General features: G+C 61.2%; 15 protein-coding genes and 1 tRNA gene. 9 read left to right on the plus strand and 7 right to left on the minus strand.

Features of this window, described 5'->3' with window-relative positions; translation table 11 throughout:
• Positions 1-56 precede the first annotated feature (56 nt).
• The 4 genes from VFU66_RS05425 to VFU66_RS05440 all read left to right on the plus strand — a co-directional run bounded on the left by VFU66_RS05425 (position 57) and on the right by VFU66_RS05440 (position 5465).
• On the plus strand, positions 57-1781 hold the full coding sequence (locus VFU66_RS05425) for a S53 family peptidase (RefSeq protein WP_326445219.1): 1725 nt from the start codon (positions 57-59) through the stop codon (positions 1779-1781).
• Between the two features lie 65 nt (positions 1782-1846).
• A complete protein-coding gene (locus tag VFU66_RS05430) occupies positions 1847-4132 on the plus strand; it encodes a xanthine dehydrogenase family protein molybdopterin-binding subunit (protein ID WP_326445220.1) in 2286 nt (761 codons plus the stop codon).
• The gene (locus tag VFU66_RS05435; RefSeq protein ID WP_326445221.1) at positions 4129-4596 is read left to right on the plus strand and encodes a (2Fe-2S)-binding protein; all 468 of its coding nucleotides are present in this window, start codon (positions 4129-4131) and stop codon (positions 4594-4596) included. Before VFU66_RS05430 ends, VFU66_RS05435 begins: the two co-directional genes overlap by 4 nt.
• A gap of 11 nt (positions 4597-4607) precedes the next feature.
• On the plus strand, positions 4608-5465 hold the full coding sequence (locus VFU66_RS05440) for an FAD binding domain-containing protein (RefSeq protein ID WP_326445222.1): 858 nt from the start codon (positions 4608-4610) through the stop codon (positions 5463-5465).
• Between the two features lie 101 nt (positions 5466-5566).
• Here VFU66_RS05440 and VFU66_RS05445 read toward each other — a convergent pair whose 3' ends face one another.
• From VFU66_RS05445 to cysD, 5 genes are all read right to left on the minus strand, one after another.
• Positions 5567-6097 carry a nucleotidyltransferase family protein gene (locus tag VFU66_RS05445; RefSeq protein ID WP_326445223.1) on the minus strand — a complete coding sequence of 177 codons (531 nt, stop codon included), beginning with the start codon at positions 6095-6097 and terminating at the stop codon, positions 5567-5569.
• On the minus strand, positions 6094-7212 hold the full coding sequence (locus VFU66_RS05450; RefSeq protein WP_326445224.1) for an XdhC family protein: 1119 nt from the start codon (positions 7210-7212) through the stop codon (positions 6094-6096). The genes VFU66_RS05445 and VFU66_RS05450 overlap by 4 nt, the downstream gene beginning before the upstream one ends.
• A 99-nt stretch (positions 7213-7311) precedes the next feature.
• Entirely contained in the window at positions 7312-8001 is a 690-nt protein-coding gene (locus VFU66_RS05455; RefSeq protein WP_326445225.1) for a phosphoadenylyl-sulfate reductase, read from the minus strand.
• The gene (gene cysN / locus VFU66_RS05460; RefSeq protein ID WP_326445226.1) at positions 7998-9620 is read right to left on the minus strand and encodes a sulfate adenylyltransferase subunit CysN; all 1623 of its coding nucleotides are present in this window, start codon (positions 9618-9620) and stop codon (positions 7998-8000) included. Before cysN ends, VFU66_RS05455 begins: the two co-directional genes overlap by 4 nt.
• Positions 9620-10558 carry a sulfate adenylyltransferase subunit CysD gene (gene cysD / locus VFU66_RS05465; RefSeq protein ID WP_414649379.1) on the minus strand — a complete coding sequence of 313 codons (939 nt, stop codon included), beginning with the start codon at positions 10556-10558 and terminating at the stop codon, positions 9620-9622. The genes cysN and cysD overlap by 1 nt, the downstream gene beginning before the upstream one ends.
• A 346-nt stretch (positions 10559-10904) precedes the next feature.
• On the opposite strand from cysD, the gene VFU66_RS05470 reads away from it, so the two are divergent.
• The 4 genes from VFU66_RS05470 (at position 10905) to VFU66_RS05485 (ending at position 14918) form a co-directional block, all read left to right on the plus strand.
• Positions 10905-10981 (plus strand) — tRNA-Pro (locus tag VFU66_RS05470).
• A 518-nt stretch (positions 10982-11499) separates the two neighbouring features.
• Complete coding sequence (locus VFU66_RS05475) at positions 11500-12759, plus strand: hypothetical protein (RefSeq protein ID WP_326445227.1); 1260 nt, start codon at positions 11500-11502, stop codon at positions 12757-12759.
• Between the two features lie 18 nt (positions 12760-12777).
• Entirely contained in the window at positions 12778-13746 is a 969-nt protein-coding gene (locus VFU66_RS05480; protein ID WP_326445228.1) for a UbiA family prenyltransferase, read from the plus strand.
• A 230-nt stretch (positions 13747-13976) separates the two neighbouring features.
• The gene (locus tag VFU66_RS05485; protein ID WP_326445229.1) at positions 13977-14918 is read left to right on the plus strand and encodes a LysR substrate-binding domain-containing protein; all 942 of its coding nucleotides are present in this window, start codon (positions 13977-13979) and stop codon (positions 14916-14918) included.
• A 5-nt stretch (positions 14919-14923) separates the two neighbouring features.
• Here VFU66_RS05485 and VFU66_RS05490 read toward each other — a convergent pair whose 3' ends face one another.
• Positions 14924-15262: a P-II family nitrogen regulator gene (locus tag VFU66_RS05490; protein ID WP_326445230.1), complete on the minus strand. Its 339-nt coding sequence runs from the start codon at positions 15260-15262 to the stop codon at positions 14924-14926.
• Positions 15263-15365: 103 nt separating this feature from the next.
• A complete protein-coding gene (locus VFU66_RS05495; RefSeq protein ID WP_326445231.1) occupies positions 15366-16931 on the minus strand; it encodes an ammonium transporter in 1566 nt (521 codons plus the stop codon).
• Positions 16932-17688: 757 nt separating this feature from the next.
• Here VFU66_RS05495 and VFU66_RS05500 point away from each other — a divergent pair.
• The coding region (locus tag VFU66_RS05500) for an outer membrane beta-barrel protein (protein WP_326445232.1) at positions 17689-18753 on the plus strand (1065 nt) is incomplete at its 3' end.

Below are 18753 nucleotides of genomic sequence, written 5' to 3' on the forward strand. Positions count from 1 at the left end.
AGACTCAAGGCCTTGTCTCTCGGTCCCGCATCCTACTTCCCGTCTCAGGAGGACCTATGGCTACCCGAACATCCACTCCGCACTCAGCCCCGCAAAGCCGCGCCGTTCTGCCCGGCAGCGAAAAGCAACCATTCGGCATCGCAGCCGGCATCACCGCCAAGGAAGCTGCGCCGCCTTCAGGCAAGACCATCACCGTCTCGGTGCTCGTCAAACGGAAGCAGCCCTTCAAAGCCGCCAACCGTCTGGGGAAAGAGCGCCTGACCCGCGCCCAGCTTCGTCAGCGTCACGGAGCGGATCCCGCCGCCGTCAAGCTGGTCCGTGCCTTTGCCAAAGACTACGGCCTCAATATCTCACCCGACACACCTGCACCCGAACACCGCACCGTCAAGCTGACCGGCACCGTCGCGGCCATGCAGCGCGCCTTCGGCGTCACGCTGGCGCACCAGACGATCGGCGACAATACGTATCGTGTTCGCAAAGGCGGCATTACGCTACCCCGCCAACTCATCGGATATGTGGAAGCCGTGCTCGGTCTCGACAACCGGCCGCAGGCGCAGCCTCACTTCCGCATCGCCGGGCAGCAGGGAAACGCAGCCTCCCGCGCCGCGCAGGCACGGGGCTTCGCCAGCCCGCACGCGGTCATTGCACACGCAAATACCGCGAACGGGTCGTTTACGCCGGTGCAGGTTGCGCAGCTTTATCAATGGCCGTCGAACTCCTCTGCCAAGAGCCAGACCATCGGCATCATCGAACTGGGCGGAGGCTATCGCACCGCCGACCTGGCTACCTACTTCAAGTCGCTCAACCAACCAGCTCCCAAGGTGACTGCGGTCTCCGTCGATGGCGGCAAAAACTCGCCCGGCAATGCCAACAGCGCGGACGGCGAGGTGATGCTCGACATCGAGATTGCCGCCGCCGTCGCGTCCGGCGCAAACGTCGTCGTCTATTTTGCGCCCAACACCGATCAGGGATTTATTGATGCGATCTCCACGGCTGTTCACGACAGCACGAACAATCCCAGCGTCGTCTCCATCAGTTGGGGCACGGCTGAGGTGAACTGGACCGGACAGGCCATGACCGCGCTCGACTCCGCCTGCCAGAGTGCCGCCGCGCTTGGCATCACGATGACAGTGGCCGCAGGTGACAATGGCTCTTTCGACGGGGTCACGGGAAACAATGTGGACTTCCCCGCGTCAAGCCCACACGTGCTCGCCTGCGGCGGGACGAAGCTGATTGCCGGCAATTCCACGATCAGCTCCGAGGTGGTCTGGAACGAACTTGCCAGCAACGAAGGCGCAACCGGCGGCGGCGTCAGCAATGTCTTCCCGCTCCCGTCGTGGCAGTCCGGCGCAGGCGTGCCCAAGCCCACGAACAGCGCGGGCGGCCGCGGCGTCCCCGATGTTGCAGGAGACGCCGACCCCGCAACCGGCTACAGCATCCGCGTGGACGGGCAGAACCTGGTGATAGGAGGCACCAGCGCCGTGGCACCGCTCTGGGCCGGACTGATTGCCGTGGCCAACGCGCAAAACGGCAAATCCGCTGGCCTGCTGCAACCGTCCATCTACGCCGCGAAAGCGAAGGTCGCCTTCCGCGACATCACCTCGGGCAACAATGGCGCCTTCTCCGCAGGCCCCGGCTGGGACGCCTGCACCGGGCTTGGCTCGCCTGTTGCGAGCCGGGTCATCGCCGCCGTCAAACCCGCGGCGGCGAAGAAAAAGGGCAAAACGCCGTCTCCGCCATCGAGCAGAACAACAAAGCGCAAGGCGGCGAAGCGCAAGTAAAATCGGCGCAGACAAAGGACGGCGCTGACCTGGGCCAAAATCCGTTCTATCCTTGTCCAACGTCGATGGCGAACCAGCGTCAGATCGTAGGCCAACCTTCTCCTCGTAAAGAGGGTGCGGCGAAAGTCACGGGGCGAGCCCGCTACGTGGACGACCTCACGCTGCCCGGCATGTGGTACGGAGCCACTGTGCGCAGCGCCATTCCCCGAGGCCGCATCGTCTCCATCACCTTCGGTCCGGCAATCCCATGGCACGAGTTCACCATCGTCTCGGCTGCCGACATTCCCGGCGAAAACGCCATCGTGCACGTTACAAGCGACCAGCCCTGTCTCGCCTCGGGCCGTGTCAATCACGTGGCCGAGCCGATTCTGCTGCTGGCCCACCCTGACCGCGCCGCTCTGCCCGCTGCCGTCGCCGCCGTCAACATCGCTTACGAGGAGCTTCCTGCCGTCTTCACCATCGAAGACTCGGAATCGGGGAAGGGGATCATCTGGGGCGAAGACAACACCTTCAAAACGTTCCTGCTCCAGAAGGACCGGCAGCCAGTACCCGATGAAGTCTGGCAGCGCGCCGACTTCATCGTCGAAGGCGAGTACCGCACCGACGCGCAGGAACAGCTCTACATCGAAAATAACGGCGTTATTGCGGAGTACTCGACCACCGAAGGCATCACCGTCAGGGGATCGATGCAGTGCCCCTACTACCTCGTCGAGGCGCTCGCGCACGTCTTCCGCCTGCCTGCCGAAAAGTGCCGTGTCATCCAGACCGAGACCGGCGGGGCTTTCGGCGGCAAGGAAGATTTTCCCTCAGTCATCGGCTGCCACGCCGCGCTGCTTGCGATGAAGTCCGGCCACCCGGTCAAGCTCTGCTACGACCGCGCCGAAGACATGGCAGCCACCACCAAGCGGCACCCTTCGCGCACGCGCATCCGCACCGCCGTCAGCCATGATGGAAAACTGCTGGCAGGCGAGATCGACTTCACCATCGACGGCGGCGCTTACGTCACGCTTTCGCCCGTCGTCCTGTCGCGCGGAACCATCCACGCGCCCGGCCCCTACCACTGGCCGCACCTCACCGTGCGCGCCAAAGCCGTCGCTACCAACATTCCGCCGCACGGAGCATTTCGCGGCTTCGGCGCACCGCAGAGCATCTTCGCCATCGAGCGCCACATGGACAAGATCGCGCACACCCTCGGCCTCGCGCCGGAAGAAGTCCGCCGCCGCAACTTCCTGACAACCGGCGACCGCACGGCGACCGGCCAGCTTCTCAGCGACCCCGTAGACCTCGACCGCCTGCTCACGCGCGCGCTCGAAGAGTCTGGCTATCACGCCAAACGCACGCAGTTCGCAAAAGAAAATCCAGGCTCGACCATCAAGAAGGGGATCGGAATCGCCTCGTTCTTTCACGGAGCAGGCTTCACCGGCTCGGGCGAGCGCCGCCTCGCTTCTGTCGTCACCATCGAGCTGACACCAGCAGGACAGCCGCGCATCCTCGTCTCCTCCACCGAGTTCGGCCAGGGCACCAACACCATCCTCTGCCAGATCGCGGCCGAGACGCTGCACCTGCCCTACGATGACATCCTCATTGCGCAGCCCGACACTTCCGTTGTTCCCAACTCCGGCCCCACCGTCGCCAGTCGCACTGCGATGGTCGTCGGCAAACTTGTCGAACGCGCCGCACAAAAGCTGCTCAGCATCCTCATGCAAAGCGGCCATCTGCCTGAAGACTTCACTCCCGAAGATTTTCGCCGCGCGGCGATCATCTATCTTGGCTTGCACGGAGAGCTTCGTTCCACGGTCGAGTACGAACCAGTCACCAGCATCTTCTGGGACGACGAGCGATTTTCCGGCGACGCTTACCCCGCCTACGCCTGGGCTGTCTACATCGCCGAGGTCGCCGTCGATACGAACACCTACACCGCGCAGGTCACGGACTTCCACGCACTACAGGAGGTAGGCCGCGTGCTCAATCCCACGCTCGCCACAGGTCAGATCGAAGGCGGCATCGCGCAGGGCATCGGCTACGCGCTCTACGAAAAATGCATCTGGCAGAACGGTACGCTCGCCAACAACCAGATGACCAACTACATCATCCCAACCAGCGCCGACGTCCCGCCGATGCACGTCTCGTTTGAAGAGGTCCCCTGCCCGCACGGTCCCGGCGGAGCCAAGGGCATCGGCGAGTTGCCTATGGACGGCCCCGCGCCCGCCATCCTGAACGCCATCGAGCAGGCCACCGGCATCGCCTTCACCCAAATCCCCCTGCTCCCCGAAGACATCTACGAGCGCATGGCAGCCGCGTCCGCTCAAGCTATCGCCGTCGCACTAACCACTGCGGAGACAGCAGCATGACCATCATCTCCACAATCAATGGCGAAGAGAGAGCTATCGAAGCCCCGCCGATGAAGCGGCTTCTCGACGTGTTGCGCGAGGACCTCCATCTCACGGGCACGAAGGAGGGCTGCGGCGAAGGCGAGTGCGGGGCCTGCGCCGTCATCGTCAACGGCGACCTGGTCAACTCCTGCCTCGTGCCCGTTCTGCAAGCCGACGGAGCGCAGATCACGACCATCGAAGGACTCGCAGGCGAGCAGCGACTGCACCCCATTCAGCAATGCTTCCTCGAAGAAGGCGGAGCGCAGTGCGGCATCTGCACGCCGGGCATGATCCTCGCTACGCATCACCTGCTCCAGCATCATCCGCAACCGACGCTCGTGCAAATTCAGGAGGGCCTCGCGGGAAACCTCTGCCGCTGCACCGGCTACGCTCGCATCTTCAAGGCAGTCCAACAAGCCGCAAACCTGATCCCTGTTCCCTGATCCCTGTCTTTATGCGCTCAAACGCCGCTCAATACGACCTCATCGCCCCCGGCTCGCTCGATGCCGTGCTTGAAGTGCTCGCAAGCTCGACCGAACGCTACACGCCCATCGCCGGCGGCACGGAGCTGATGGTGGCCTTCGGCGCAGGCCATCTCCAGCCGCGCAAACTCATCTCGCTGTGGGGCCTCGAAGAGCTTCGCTTCATCGAAGCCACCTCAGACGCCGTTATCATCGGCGCTGCCAGCACGTTCACCGACATCCGCCGTCACGCGGTGATCGAGCGCGAGTTCCCTCTGCTCGCACAGGCCGCAGGCTGGACCGGCGGCATCGCCAACCAGAACCGCGCCACGCTCGGCGGCAACATCGTCAACGCCAGCCCCGCAGCCGACTCGCCGCCCGCCCTGCTCGTCTACAACGCCGCCGCCACGCTCGTCTCTGCGCGCGGCGAACGAACGATGCCCTATCGCGAATTTCATCTCAGCTATAAGAAGACCGCGCTCGCGCCGGACGAGCTGCTCCACAGCATCACGCTGCTCCGCAACATGGACGGTTACAAACACTACATTCGCAAAGTAGGAACGCGAAACGCGCAGGCCATCTCGAAAACAGCTCTTGCCGCCGTGGCGCGCGTGAACAAAGACATCATCGAAGATATTCGCATCGCAGCCGCCAGCCTCCGCGAAGTGCCAACACGTCTGGCGACAGCAGAGCAAGCACTGCTCAACAAGTCCGTTACGACAGAGGCCATTGCCCAGGCACGCGCCGCACTGATTGCAGAAGCGAAGCCCATCGACGATATCCGCAGCACCGCGAGCTACCGCGCCAACGTGGCCTCAAACCTTCTTGAAGAGTTTCTCCGCACCCTGTAGAGCATTTTCCCTGAAGATAGAGTCCTCGCGACCTCATCCTTCGAAGCGGGATTTGTTATCACTCCTTTTTTTGTAAGGAAGCTACGCCTCGGAGGAAATAGCTATAAGTCTTCAGGCGTGTCTATATCCAGCTCGCCGCCGGTCAACTCCAGCGACTTCGCGGCGCGCAGCAATTCGCGCGCACCAGCATCGCCATGCAGTTTCAGTAACTCATCAAACATTGCAGCAGGAAAATACGCAGGCACGGCGCGCCGTCCGGCATACGCCGAAGCAGCCAGTTCACCGGAGGTCGCCAGCCGTCGCAAGTGCGCAGACGTGACCGCAGGCATGTCGCAGGTCATCACGACGCACCCGTCCACCTCATGCAACGCGCGCACACCGCAGGCAATCGAGCCGCCCATCCCGGTAGCCCAGTCATCATTCACCACGACATGCGCGTCGCTCAACGAACACTCAGTCCGAATCTGCGCAGCCGAAGCCCCCAACACAACGACAACCGGAGAGCATCCAGCTTCTCGCGCCACGCGCACTGCTCGCTCCAGCAGCGTCTCGCCGTCCAGTCGCGCAAGCTGCTTCGGCGATCCAAACCGCGTCGATGCACCCGCCGCCAGAACGACAGCAGCCGTTCTCATCGAGCGTCCTGTGATTGAATACCGAGCGCGCACTGCGCAAGATACCGCGAAGCTCCGCCCTCCTTCAGATACCGCGCCACGTCATCAGCCGTGAGCCTCCGCGCCGCGGCGATCTTTCCCTGACACACCGCCTGCACCTCAGCCATCACGGAGAGCGCAATCGCCTCCGCGCCATCGCCGCCCAGGTCCATGCCTACCGGAGCGAAGATGCGAGCGCAACACTGCGTGACGTCCCAGCCAAGTTTCGCCGCCGCCTCGCTGACCAGCAGCGAACTCCTGTGCCGCGCGCCAAGCAACCCCAGATACCGAGGCGCAACCGGCAAAAGTGCGGCGAGCATCTCGCGGTCCTGCTCGTAGCTGTGCGTCATCAGCACCACCGCATCTTCGGCACGAATCCCAAGTCCGGCAACGCCCGCATCAGCAAGAGCGACCACGTGCTCTGCTTCAGTAAACCGTTCGGCCTTTGCCAACTGCGTGCGGCCATCGGCGACAATCACGCTCCAGCCCAGCAGCGCAGACATGCTCACCAGCGGCTTCGCATCATCGCCCGCGCCAATCACAAACAGTCGCTGCGGCGCGCCTAGTTCTTCGACATACCGACCTTCGTATTCTTCCCCGGCGTGCAACCCGGCAGCACAGACCAGCTTCTTTTCAGTAAGCCCTTCGCTCGCGAACACCACCGCTCCCTCGCGCAACACCACGCGGCGCAGGCTTCTGCCGTCTCCCGGCAGCCAGGTCACGACCACAGATCGTTCTCCGGCGAGCGACCGCTCCATCGCCATCATCAGCGCATCGAACTCAGGCGTTCCCGCCGGTTCGACCAGCAGATCGACCACGCCGCCACAGCCCAGGCCAAACGGTACCTCAGCCGTGTCGTCAAACATCGTCGAGTAGCGCTCAACCACCGCGCCGTCGCGCACCATCCACGCGGCCTTGCGGATGACCTCCGCCTCCAGGCATCCGCCGCTGATCGTCCCGGCGTATGTGCCCGCAGATCCGAGCAGCAGCCGCGCGCCGGGCCTGCGGTAGCTCGACCCGGCCGCCCGCACCAGCGTCACCAGCACCGAGGCGCCACCTTCCTTCCAAAGCCGAATGATGCGCCTGCGCTCGATCATGTACTCACTTTAAACCTTAACCCTCTGTTGCAGATAGCTTCCCAAAGACACGAAAGGGCCGGAAAGACCGGCCCTTCCACAAGCTACGTTGCGTACCCTTCAGCTCTTTTCGGAGAACGTATGGATGCCGCACTCGAGTTTCTTGCCGCCCCAGCGTCCGCTGCGCGGGTCCGCACCCGCCTCGGGAATCGCAGTGCAGGGCTCGCAGCCGATGCTGGTGTAGCCGCGCGCGTAGAGTTCAAGCTGCGGGATGCCGTGCGTCTCCGCATACTTCGTCACGTCGGCCCACGTCCAGTCCGCCAGCACGCTCACCTTCTTCATGTGCTTGCCCGTCGGCGTGGTGTGGTTCTCCATCTTCTTCAATCCGGCGCGCGTCGGCGACTGCTCTCGCCGCAATCCGGTGAACCACCAGTCGAACGGCTCAAGCGAACGCATCAGCGGCTCGACCTTGCGAATCTGGCAGCACTGCGTGGGCTGAACGATATAGAGCAGACCGAACTGCTTCTCATGCTCCTCTTTCGTCGTCATCGGCAGCGCGTTCACCAGGTTCAGCCCCCACTCTGCCGTCATGCGGTCGCGGTATGCAATCACTTCCTTGAAGTGATACCCCGTCTCCAGAAAGATCACCGGCACATCGTGCAGTTGTTTGCGCAACATATGCAGCACCACCATGTCTTCCGTCTGAAAGCTGCTGGTGAAGCATACGGAGCCTGCTGCCGCGCCGCGCACAACCTCGGCCACCAGTGCTTCCGCTGTCAGAGCTTCATAGTCAATGGCTTCTTCAATCACCGGCTGACCCTCCGCAAAATCTCCGCTTCATCCAACGCTTCGCCCAGGACAAGATCGTCTCCGGCAAAGCCCTCAATCGCAGCCACAGTCGCGGCATCCAGCTTCCGAGTCGAGACCGCAACCACGCCCGCAAGCTGCAACGCGCGCACCACACCGGCCACCGCGGCATCCGGAATCAGCGCGTCGTCGATGTTCACCGCGCGCTGCCCCTGCAAATGGAGATCGTCCACCAGCTTCCTGGCAAACTCCGCACGACCCGGCACCAGCACCAGCGCGGCACGCGAGACCTCATCGACAGCCCCTTCAACAGCGGCAACAATCATCGCCGCACCAACCGTGGCGTTCGTCACGCCATCAATCAAAATCAGCGCGCCCATCGCACGGTTCTCCGCGTATGGGTCAAAGAATAGCGGCAGGTTCGTCTCGAACTCTACCTCGGCAATCTCATTCATCGCCAGGTGTACCGCATCGACCTCAGTGAGCGTGTTTACGTCCATCCGGTAGCGGATTGACCGCACCGTCGCGCGCACCGTCCGCGTCGTGTGCTTGGCAACGTAGGTGCGGCCCACCACCAGCGGCGTCTCGTGCATCCACACCACCATCGCGCGGAAGTGCTTGTTGATCTCGGGCAGTCTATCCTCCGCAGCAACCAGCATCTCGCCGCGGCTCAGATCGATCTCGTCGGCCAGCTCGACGGTAACGCTCTGCGGCGGCGCGGCAGCAGCAAGGTCGCCATCGTAAGTGACAATGCGCTTGACCACCGTCTCGCGCAATGATGGCAGCGCGACCACGCGCTCGCCCGCACGTAATACGCCACGCGCCACCTGCCCGGCAAATCCGCGAAAGTTCGCATCCGGCCTGAGCACCAGTTGCACCGGAAACCGCATCGGTCCGGCAGTGTCGCCAACGCGCAGCGGCACCGTCTCCAGATACTCCAGCAGCGTCGGCCCTTCGTACCACCGCATCGCCGCGCTGGGTGCAACCACATTGTCGCCTTCAAGCGCGCTGACCGGAACCATCTCTACGCTCCGCAGGCCGAGACGCTCCGCCATCGCCAGAAACTCGCGACGAATCGCAGCGAAGGTCTCCTCCGAATAGCCCACCAGGTCCATCTTGTTCACCGCGGCCACCACATGCGGAATACCAAGCAGCGCAGCAATATACGTATGCCTGCGCGACTGCGGCAGCAACCCGCCGTGCTTCAGAAACGCATTCGCATCAATCAAAACAATGGCGACATCCGCCGTCGAAGCGCCCGTAGCCATGTTGCGCGTGTACTGCTCGTGACCCGGCGTGTCGGCGATGATGAACTTGCGCCGCGACGTCGAGAAGTAGCGATACGCCACATCAATCGTGATGCCCTGCTCGCGCTCAGCTTTCAAGCCATCCGTCAGCAGCGAAAAATCCACGTGGCCATTCGCCGCGCGATTCACGCGGCTCTTCTTCACCGCAGCCAACTGATCTTCATACACACTCTTGGTGTCGTGCAGCAGCCGCCCGATCAGCGTGCTCTTGCCATCGTCCACGCTGCCGGCCGTAGTGAACCGCAGCATCTCCTGGCCCAGATGCGCCTCCAGAAACTCCTCGAACCTCGGTTCTGCTCCCTGCGTTTCAACCATCAGAAGTAGCCCTCCCGCTTCTTCACTTCCATCGAGCCTTCTTCATCGTGGTCGATCGCGCGGTTCTCGCGCTCGCTCCGCCGGAACGACATCAGCTCTTCGATAATCTTCGGCAGCGTGTCCGCTTCGCTTCGAATCGCGCCCGTGCAGGGCATGCATCCCAGCGAACGCATTCGCACCTTCACGTTCTCGACCTTCTCGCCCGGCAGCAGATTCATGCCGTCGTACACCAGCGTCATCGCGCCGCCGCGCGTCACCAGCGGACGCTCCTGCGCAAAATACAGCGGCACAATCGGAATCTTCTCCGCATACAGATAGAGCCAGATGTCCAGCTCTGTCCAGTTCGAGAGCGGAAACACGCGAATGCTCTCGCCCTTGCGCAGCCGCGAGTTGTACAAGCTCCACAGCTCCGGCCGCTGGTTCTTCGGGTCCCACTGCCCGGCCGTGTCGCGGAAGCTATACACCCGCTCCTTGGCGCGACTCTTTTCTTCATCGCGTCGCGCTCCGCCGAACGCAGCGTCGAATCCACCCTCGGCAAGCCCATCGAGCAGGCTGCGCGTCTTCAGCAACCCGCAGCAGTTCTGCGTGCCCAGCTTCCACGGGGCCGCTCCTGCCGCAATCGCCTCTTCGTTGCGATGCACAATCAGCTCCGCGCCAATCTCCTTCGTATAGGCGTCGCGGAAGGTGATCATCTCAGGAAACTTGTAGCTGGTATCGATGTGCAGCAGCGGAAAGGGAATCTTGCCCGGATAAAACGCCTTCTGCGCCAGCCGCAGCATCACCGACGAGTCCTTGCCAATCGAGTACAGCATCACCGGCTTGGCAAACTCCGCCACTGCCTCGCGCAGGATGGCAATGCTCTCGGCCTCAAGCGCCTGTAGATGGTTCAGTTGGGCGGGGTCGATTATTGCATTCTCAAGTGCAACCATAGTGTTCATATGCTCCGAGGGTGCTCAGTCTCGGCAAACGCCCGAGAGAGCAGGCTGCCGAAGTAAAGATGACGTGTGAGAGGGAATGGGCCGGTTAGCGGGGACAGCGCCGGACGGAGAGTATCCGGCAACAACACGCGCGCTGAATCAACGACACCATATCCACAAGTATAGCGGCATTCGAGGCCCCGCCGCAATCCACACTCTGCTGCCGCGCCGCGCCCCGCAGCCCGAAAGAATCTGCTAAACTAAGCAAGTCGATACGGCAGATTCCCGCAGGCCATCCCAACCGTCTGCATCTGGAGCACTTCCGGGGAACTTGCCCTACTCATTGGCATCACACCGCAGCCACAGTCGGGGCGTAGCGCAGTCTGGTAGCGCACCTGCTTCGGGAGCAGGGGGTCGTTGGTTCGAATCCAATCGCCCCGACCATTCTTCAGTTTTAGCCCTTCTGACCATCATGTCGAAGGGCTTTCTCTATGTGGACATGACTCCTGCGGCGTCTACCGCGCAATTCGAAAAGAGCATTCCGGGCAACTTTGGCCTTTTCCATGGAATTCTGCTAGACATACAGTGAATGGACCCTGTTTGCGAGATTGGATACTCGTATCGCCACCTCCGACGCATGTCATCCGTCCAAATGAAAGCCATCCAGATGAACCTGAAGGAGATTCGTATTGCAATCTTATTCGCCGTCCACTACCCAGATCGCGGAACCACTCGGGATTCATGGTCCTCCGATCGTCTGGAGCGCGGGCAAGGCTTGCGTCTTAGGAATTCTCTCCCTCTGTGTTTTTCTGTTGCATGGGTATCACCCCTATGGCGAGGACGGCGCCATTTATGTAGCTGAAATCGAGAAGCAGATTAACGGCTCCCTGTTTCATGCCGACGCCACATTCATTGGCGCCCATGCAAGCTTCTCGGTCTTCTCGTCCTGGATGGCGAAGCTTGTGTCCCTTCTGCATGTGCCGCTTCCGTACCTGCTGCTGGCGGTCTATCTCCTCTCGATTGCAGGGTTCTTATTGGCGAGCTATCTGCTCGCGTCGCACATCTTCCATTCGCCGTCTGCCTGGTGGGGAGCAACCTTGTTTGCGGCATGTTGTTCTACCATGCCCGCAGCCGGAACATCCCTGTTGCTCATGGACCCCTATCTGACCGCCCGGTCCATCTCGACTCCGCTCAGCCTTTTCGCAATTCTTGGCTGTCTTGACCGCTCATGGAAGCGGGCCGCTCTATTCAGTTTGCTGACGCTTGCGGTCCACCCTTTGATGGGGATCTATCTGATCGGCTATCTCCTGATCTTCGCGCTGCTGGACCGTCAACAGACAAGAGCAGCGATTGGCGTATGCGCCGCCGGCTTCGCGCTCTGCGTACTCATTAAGTTCATCGACCTGCGCGTTCCTGTCTCCAGTGTCTATCGAGAAGCAGTTTTGAGCAGAGACTATTACTTTCTCTCGCGCTGGCACTGGTATGAAATCATCGGGTTGATTGCGCCACTCATCCTGATGGCGCTTGCCAGCCGGATGCGGACTCCATCTCGTCTTGCCCGGATAACCTGCGCCGCCTGCGTACTCATCGGAAGCACTTCCTTTCTGGCTTCACTCTGTCTGGTGCATGCGAACCATCCGGACCTCCTCATGCGCCTGCAAGTGCTGAAATCGTTCCAGATGATTTACGCGCTTGGCGTCATCCTGCTCGGCGGTTTTGTGTTCTCTTATGTGTGGAGCCGGAGCCGCGGGATGGCCGTCTTGCTGCTGTTGTTTGCGGGTGCCGCCATGTTCGTGGGCGATCTGCAATCATATCCCGCATCCGCTCACATCGAGTGGCCGGCGGGAAGCCCAGGGAATCCGTCGGAACAGGCATTCCTTTGGATTCGCTCCAATACACCGCCCGGAGCAGTCTTTGCCACGGACCCGGCGATCTTCCACCAGCCCGGAGGGGCCTCTCTCGGATTCCGGGCCATCTCCCAGAGAAGCATCCTTACCGATACCAAAGACGAGGGCCTCGCCTCTCTCTTTCCTGACATTGCTCCCGAGTGGAGCCAGCGCGCAAATGCGGAGCTGGACTTGAATCAGGAGAGCGATCAGGAACGTGTTCAGCGATTGCAGGATTATGGCGTCAACTGGATTCTTCTCCCGGCTGGGTCGCGTACCTCGTTCCCATGCCCCTATCGAAACGCAGCGATTGCGGTCTGCAAACTGATGCTGTAAGCGAGGAAAACGCTGCCTATGTCGCAAGATACGCTTCTCAGAACACCTGCCATCTCGTCAGAGCGCGTGCGTGGACACCTTTCGCTGCTGCGTCTGGACCACTCCGTCAAGCAGCTCTTCGTGCTCCCCGGAATCGCGGTTGCTCTGGTCATCGGCCACGTCCGCCCATCCACGCATCTTCTGTTGCAGGCGATTGTCGGCCTCCTTGCCGTGACTGCCGTCGCCAGCAGCAACTACGTTCTCAACGAGTTGCTCGATGCGCCGTTCGACAGACTGCATCCGTCAAAGTGTATGCGCGCAGCGGCGCAGGGACTGGTCCACCGCCCTGTCGCCTATCTCCAATGGCTCATGCTCGCGGCGCTTGGTTTCGCTCTGGCAGGTCGGGTCTCCCGTGGCGTGCTGCTTTCTTCGATTGCACTCTGGCTGATGGGCTGTATCTACAACGTCGCGCCGATCCGGTCGAAAGATGTCCCCTATCTCGACGTCATCTCGGAGGCCATCAATAACCCGCTTCGGTTCTGCGTCGGCTGGTATATCGTCAGCTCATTTGTGATGCCACCCGTTTCCCTGCTGATCGCGTATTGGATGCTCGGTGCCTACTTCATGGGCCTCAAGCGCTTCAGCGAATATCGCCAGCTCGGGTGCGAGCAGGCCGGTTGGTATCGGAAGTCCTTCCTGCGCTATAGCGAGGAAAGCCTCCTCAACTCGATTGTCTTTTACGCAGCCACGGCGATGCTCTTCTTCGGCGCATTCATCATGCGTTACCGGATGGAGATGGTCCTGGCGTTCCCGGTGGTCGCGCTCCTCATGGCCGAGTATTTCAAGCTCTCGTTTGAAGAAGACAGCGCCGTCCAGAACCCTGAGAAACTCTTCCGGGAACGCAGGCTGATGGTCTTGCTCTTCATCTGTGTCGCTCTGCTCACCTGTCTGCTCTTTGTGAATGTTCCTCTCGTTACAAGAATGTTTCCGAAATCAGGGACATTCTAAGGAAGCTCTGAACCAGTCCTGCCTTTGAAGGGACGCGACTTCCCCATTTTTGTTGTCAGTCCAGAAGGGAATCTGCGCTTCGTCCTTGCACTCGTTTTTTGTTGTCATTCCCGAAGGAAATCTGCGTTTTGCATCGGTCCGCGCCAGGGAGAGGTATCCCCTCCGGCCGTCGATCTCCCCCGGCGAGTGCTAGCCTTGAAATCGACCTCCTGCACGACGGAGCATCGCCCATGGACTTTGAACAACTGAAGACATTTCTCGAGGTCTGGCACCAGAAGAGCTTCTCACGGGCGGCCAGAAAACTGCGTATCACGCAGCCTGCCGTCTCCGCACAGATTCTTTCGCTCGAACGCGAGGTAGGCGAACGCCTCTTCGACCGCAAGGGCGGCAAGATTACCTTCACCGCCGCAGGCCGCGTCTTCGAGCCCTTCGCTGAACATGCCCTCGACTGCCAGCGCCATCTGCTGCTGATGATCTCCGAGCAGCGCCGCTCGCCGCGCGGCGAGATCTCCATCAGCGCGCAGGAGTCCACCAGCCTCTACGTGCTGCCCGACGTCTTCGCCGAATTCAAAAAGCACTTCCCCAAAGTCGCGCTCAAGATCGCCCGCGCCGAGCGGTCACGCACCATCGAAGCCCTGCTGGCCCGCGAGGTCGACTTCGGCGTCGTCTCGCTGCCCGTTACCGACAAGCGGTTCATGGTCGAGACCATCCACGTAGACGAGCTTGTCCTCGCTACTCCCAAGGGACACCCGCTGTGCTCCGTAACAAGCCCCGGGCCTAAGGACATCGCGCAGCATTCATTTCTGCTTCCCAAACAGGGCCGCCAGCGCGACCTGCTGCTGAACCTCTTCCGCATGCACGACGTCTACCCGAAGACGGTGATGGAGGTCGAGAGCAGCGAACTGATGAAGCGATTCGTGCGCGCCGGGCTCGGCATCGGCTTCCTGCCCAGCGTCAACATCGAGGCCGAGATCAAGGCCGGCGACATTGCCGTGGTCAAAATGGACGAGCTGCGCATGTCACGCGACCTGGGTCTCATCTACCTGAAGGAAAAATCCCTCACGCACGCCGCCAAGGCGTTCCTGCAGATTGCCATCGGCGGCGTCAGGCTCGATCCCGTGGAACCCCCGGCGCGCAAGCGTCCCGCCCCCCAGGACACCGCGCGCCAGTAATCCAGTTACAGCGCAACGTCGCCGCGCTGGCGGTTACGGATGCGGATGGCGTCCTCCACCTTGTACAGGAACACCTTGCCGTCACCGATCTCGCCTGTAGCAGCGTTGGCCAGAATGGCTTCCAGCACCGGCTCGACGCGGTTGTCCGCGACGACGAGCTCGATGCGCAGCTTCGGGATGAGGCTCACCTCGTACTCGCGCCCACGGTAGGTCTCGCTGTGGCCCTTCTGGCGGCCATGGCCGCGAACCTCCGACACCGTCATGCCCTCGACACCCAGCTCCGAGAGCGCCTCTTTGATCTGGTCAAACCTGCTTGGCCGTACAATCGCCTCTACTTTGATCATGTTCTCCTCGCATCGACTTTCGTCGGGTTGAATGCTGATCGGTGCTGACGTTCAAGAGAGAGCGCCGGGAAGGGCGATGCATCCGCCCTTCCCGGCCCTGCCATCAGTGATGGGAGGGCGGCGCTTCTGAAGGCGTGCCAAGCGATGTGATGACGTACTCGGGATACGCCGAGATGCCATGCTCGTGCAGGTCGAGCCCATAAAGCTCGCCCTCCTTCGAAACTCGCAGCGTACCCGTCAGGTTCACCAGCCACATCACCAGCATCGCCACCGCAAAGGTCGAGCAGGTGACGATCGCGCTGCCGATAAACTGCGCCTTCAGCAGCGTCAAGCCGCCGCCGTAAAAGAGACCCTTCAGCGGCGCGCTGTTGTCCGGAGCCAGCGGTCCGGTCGCTCCGTATTTGCCCACGGCGAAGAGTCCCAGCGACAGCGTGCCCCAGATGCCGCAGATGCCGTGTACCGGCACCGCGCCGATGGGATCGTCGATGCGCAGCCACTCCAGCAGCTCAACTCCATACACGACAATCACTCCCGCGACGCCACCGAGCATGATGGCGCCCGTCGGGCTGACCCAGTAGCAGGGGCAGGTAATCGCGACCAGCCCTGCGAGAAAGCCGTTGACCGTGAAGCTGATGTCCCACTTCTTGCTCATGAAGTACGCAGCAAACATGGCCGTCAAACCGGCGGCGCACGCAGCCAGCGTCGTATTGGCCGAGACGCGACCGATGCCCTCGAAGTCCATCGCCGAAAGCGTGCTGCCGGGGTTAAACCCGTACCAGCCGAACCAGAGCAGCAGTCCGCCGGATGCAGCGATGGTCAGGTCGTGCGGCATCATCGGCCCGCCGCCGTCGCGCTTGAACGTGCGCCCGATGCGCGGCCCCAGCACCAGCGAACCCGCCAGCGCAATCACGCCGCCGATGGTATGGACCACCGTCGAACCGGCGAAGTCATGGAAGCTCTGCCCAAGTCCCGGCAAAAAGAAGCCCGCCGAACCCATCGTGGCGAGAAAGCCATCCGGTCCCCAGGCCCAGTGCCCGATGATGGGATAGATGAAGCCCGAGACCGCCACGCTGTAGAGCAGGTCGCCGACAAATCCGGTGCGGCCAATCATCGCACCCGACGTAATCGTCGAACAGGTATCGGCGAAGGCGAACTGGAATATCCAGAAGGCCAGGAACGCAACACCGGTGCCCTCATACGTCGCCGGCGCATCCTTCAGGAAGAACCAGTGGTAGCCGATGAAGCCATTGCCGTGGCTGAACATGAACGCAAAGCCGATGGCATAGAAGAGCAGGCCGCACAGGCAGGTATCGACCACGCACTCCATCAGCACGTTGACCGTCTCGCGCGAGCGGCAGAAGCCTGCCTCAAGCATCGTGAAGCCAACCTGCATTCCGAAGACAAGGAATGCGGCAATCAGCGTCCAGGCCGTGTTGACTGGGTTCACGATGTCGGCGGCCTTCACGGCGGTGTCGGCGGCGAACACGTTCGTGAAGAAAAGGTCCGAGACAAATCGCGCAAGAAACAAGACGGCGGCGACGCCAAGGACCTTTCCGGCCAGCATCACAAAGCCGTATTTGCGCCACTGCGGCTCACGCAGGCGGCTGCCGAGACGGCTGATCTTCCGCGAGAAGGGTAGCGGTGTTGCTGAATTCAATGTTGGAGGCATTCTGGCTCCTTTGATCTGGATAATGAAGCAGTTCAGCGTGGAATCCGGTAGAGACACGTATCGCTTGCACCTGTGAAGCGGTCGCCCGCTTCGATCAGACAAAAACGATGCCAGATTCCCTTGAGGTAGATGTAACGTACACAGCCGAAAGTGCCCGCCGCAAGGCCGCACACGCCAGATAAGAAATTTCTATCGGCCCAATTCATCTCTTGAATAAATCCACAAAATAGTGGGGCCTCCGCGCCAACGCTACGCAATGCCCTTATGAACTTTTGATGACTTCGATATGCCATCTTTACGCGGAACGGCGTTCGATAACAGGAGAGGATGTACACCTGCAGAAGGCGCAACATGTCCGGCCGGATTTCATCGCAAACTCGATCCACGCAGCCCCGGCCACGCTGCCAACAGGCTGAAATGCGCCAGCTTATGACGCTCCAACCAGCAGCGATCAGACGCGGCAGAATCCATGTACGTGATTACTTTCTTTGATAACGCCTATCGAATGCATTGATTCGGCGCGAATGATGTAGGTCGCAGCAAAGCTGCATGCTATACCCGAAGCTACAAGCTCAGACGACCACGGTTGCTTACCGGCTTTGCCCCGCGGCTCCCGCAACCCAGCCAGGCGCGTGTGTCCGTCTGCGTCTCTCCGCGCCTCTCCGGGCGGCGTTCCAGACCCTTTCGACCAACCGCAACCAAATACCTGAAAGGAACTTTCAAAGCGATGCCACTTACATCTACAACAAAGGCACCTGTGAGAATCGCCCTTGCCGCACTGGCCGGTTTCGTCCTTACACTCTCATCTGTGCGCGCGTCAGCGCAGCAGACCGCGCAGGCAGTACCCACTCCCGGAGCCGCGGGCTCAGCGGCGCAGCCTGCTCCCGCCCCTCCCGCGCCTGCACCGTTGTCAACTCCGGCGATCAGCGGTCCTCTTCAGGGGCTGCCGCCGGAGGTGCTCGACATTGGCCCATTGGGCAAGCTCTCCGTCAACGGAATCATCACTGGCTTCGGCATGGTGCAGGGGAACCACGCGCCCGGCGACGACATCAAACAGGCAGCGCTGAGTAACGGACAGGTCTTCATTCAGAAACCCGATGGCGTCTTTCAGTACTACATCCAGGCAGGAGCATACACACTCCCGTCTCTGGCAACCCCATTTCTCGCAACCGATAAGACCATGACGAATTTCTATGGGCCGGTACCGCAGGGATTTGCCAAACTACAGGCAGGCAAGAATACTTCCTTCGAGATCGGGGCCCTGCCGACCCTGATCGGCGCGGAATACACCTTCAGCTTCGAAAACATGAACATCGAGCGCGGGCTCTTATGGAACCAGGAAAACGCCGTGAATCGCGGAGTCCAGGTCAACCAGACGATGGGCAAGTTCACTGCCGCACTCAGCTGGAATGACGGCTTCTATTCCAACCGCTACACCTGGCTCTCGGGCTCGCTCGCCTACACCAACGGACCCCATGCGCTATCGTTCATCGGCGGCGGAAACCTTGGTCAGACCAAGTTTCAGACAGCAGCCACGCCTGTTCAAAACAACGGAAGCATCTACAACGTGATTTACACGTATACCAAGGGACCGTGGATCATCCAGCCCTACCTTCAATACACCGAAGTTCCCACGAATGCGAAGATCGGTGTTGTCAAAGGTGCATCTACAATCGGCGGTGCTGTTCTGGCAAGCTATGCCTTCAAGCACGGCTTCTCTCTGCCGGTACGCTGGGAGTACATCACCAGTTCGGGGACCGCTGCTCAACAGGCCGTGAATCTCATCTTCGGCCCGGGAAGCGCAGGCACCTCTGTGACCGTA

Origin of the sequence: Edaphobacter sp., from assembly GCF_035763405.1 — a bacterium.
Classification (GTDB): domain Bacteria; phylum Acidobacteriota; class Terriglobia; order Terriglobales; family Acidobacteriaceae; genus Edaphobacter.

Coding starts and splice junctions, on each gene's coding strand:
- cysD (WP_414649379.1), bottom strand. CDS start 10,558: ATGAACACTATGGTTGCACTTGAGAATGCAATAATCGACCCCGCCCAA.
- VFU66_RS05450 (WP_326445224.1), bottom strand. CDS start 7,212: ATGATCGAGCGCAGGCGCATCATTCGGCTTTGGAAGGAAGGTGGCGCC.
- VFU66_RS05445 (WP_326445223.1), bottom strand. CDS start 6,097: ATGAGAACGGCTGCTGTCGTTCTGGCGGCGGGTGCATCGACGCGGTTT.
- VFU66_RS05435 (WP_326445221.1), top strand. CDS start 4,129: ATGACCATCATCTCCACAATCAATGGCGAAGAGAGAGCTATCGAAGCC.
- VFU66_RS05430 (WP_326445220.1), top strand. CDS start 1,847: ATGGCGAACCAGCGTCAGATCGTAGGCCAACCTTCTCCTCGTAAAGAG.
- VFU66_RS05440 (WP_326445222.1), top strand. CDS start 4,608: ATGCGCTCAAACGCCGCTCAATACGACCTCATCGCCCCCGGCTCGCTC.
- VFU66_RS05490 (WP_326445230.1), bottom strand. CDS start 15,262: ATGATCAAAGTAGAGGCGATTGTACGGCCAAGCAGGTTTGACCAGATC.
- VFU66_RS05425 (WP_326445219.1), top strand. CDS start 57: ATGGCTACCCGAACATCCACTCCGCACTCAGCCCCGCAAAGCCGCGCC.
- VFU66_RS05495 (WP_326445231.1), bottom strand. CDS start 16,931: ATGCCTCCAACATTGAATTCAGCAACACCGCTACCCTTCTCGCGGAAG.
- cysN (WP_326445226.1), bottom strand. CDS start 9,620: ATGGTTGAAACGCAGGGAGCAGAACCGAGGTTCGAGGAGTTTCTGGAG.
- VFU66_RS05480 (WP_326445228.1), top strand. CDS start 12,778: ATGTCGCAAGATACGCTTCTCAGAACACCTGCCATCTCGTCAGAGCGC.
- VFU66_RS05485 (WP_326445229.1), top strand. CDS start 13,977: ATGGACTTTGAACAACTGAAGACATTTCTCGAGGTCTGGCACCAGAAG.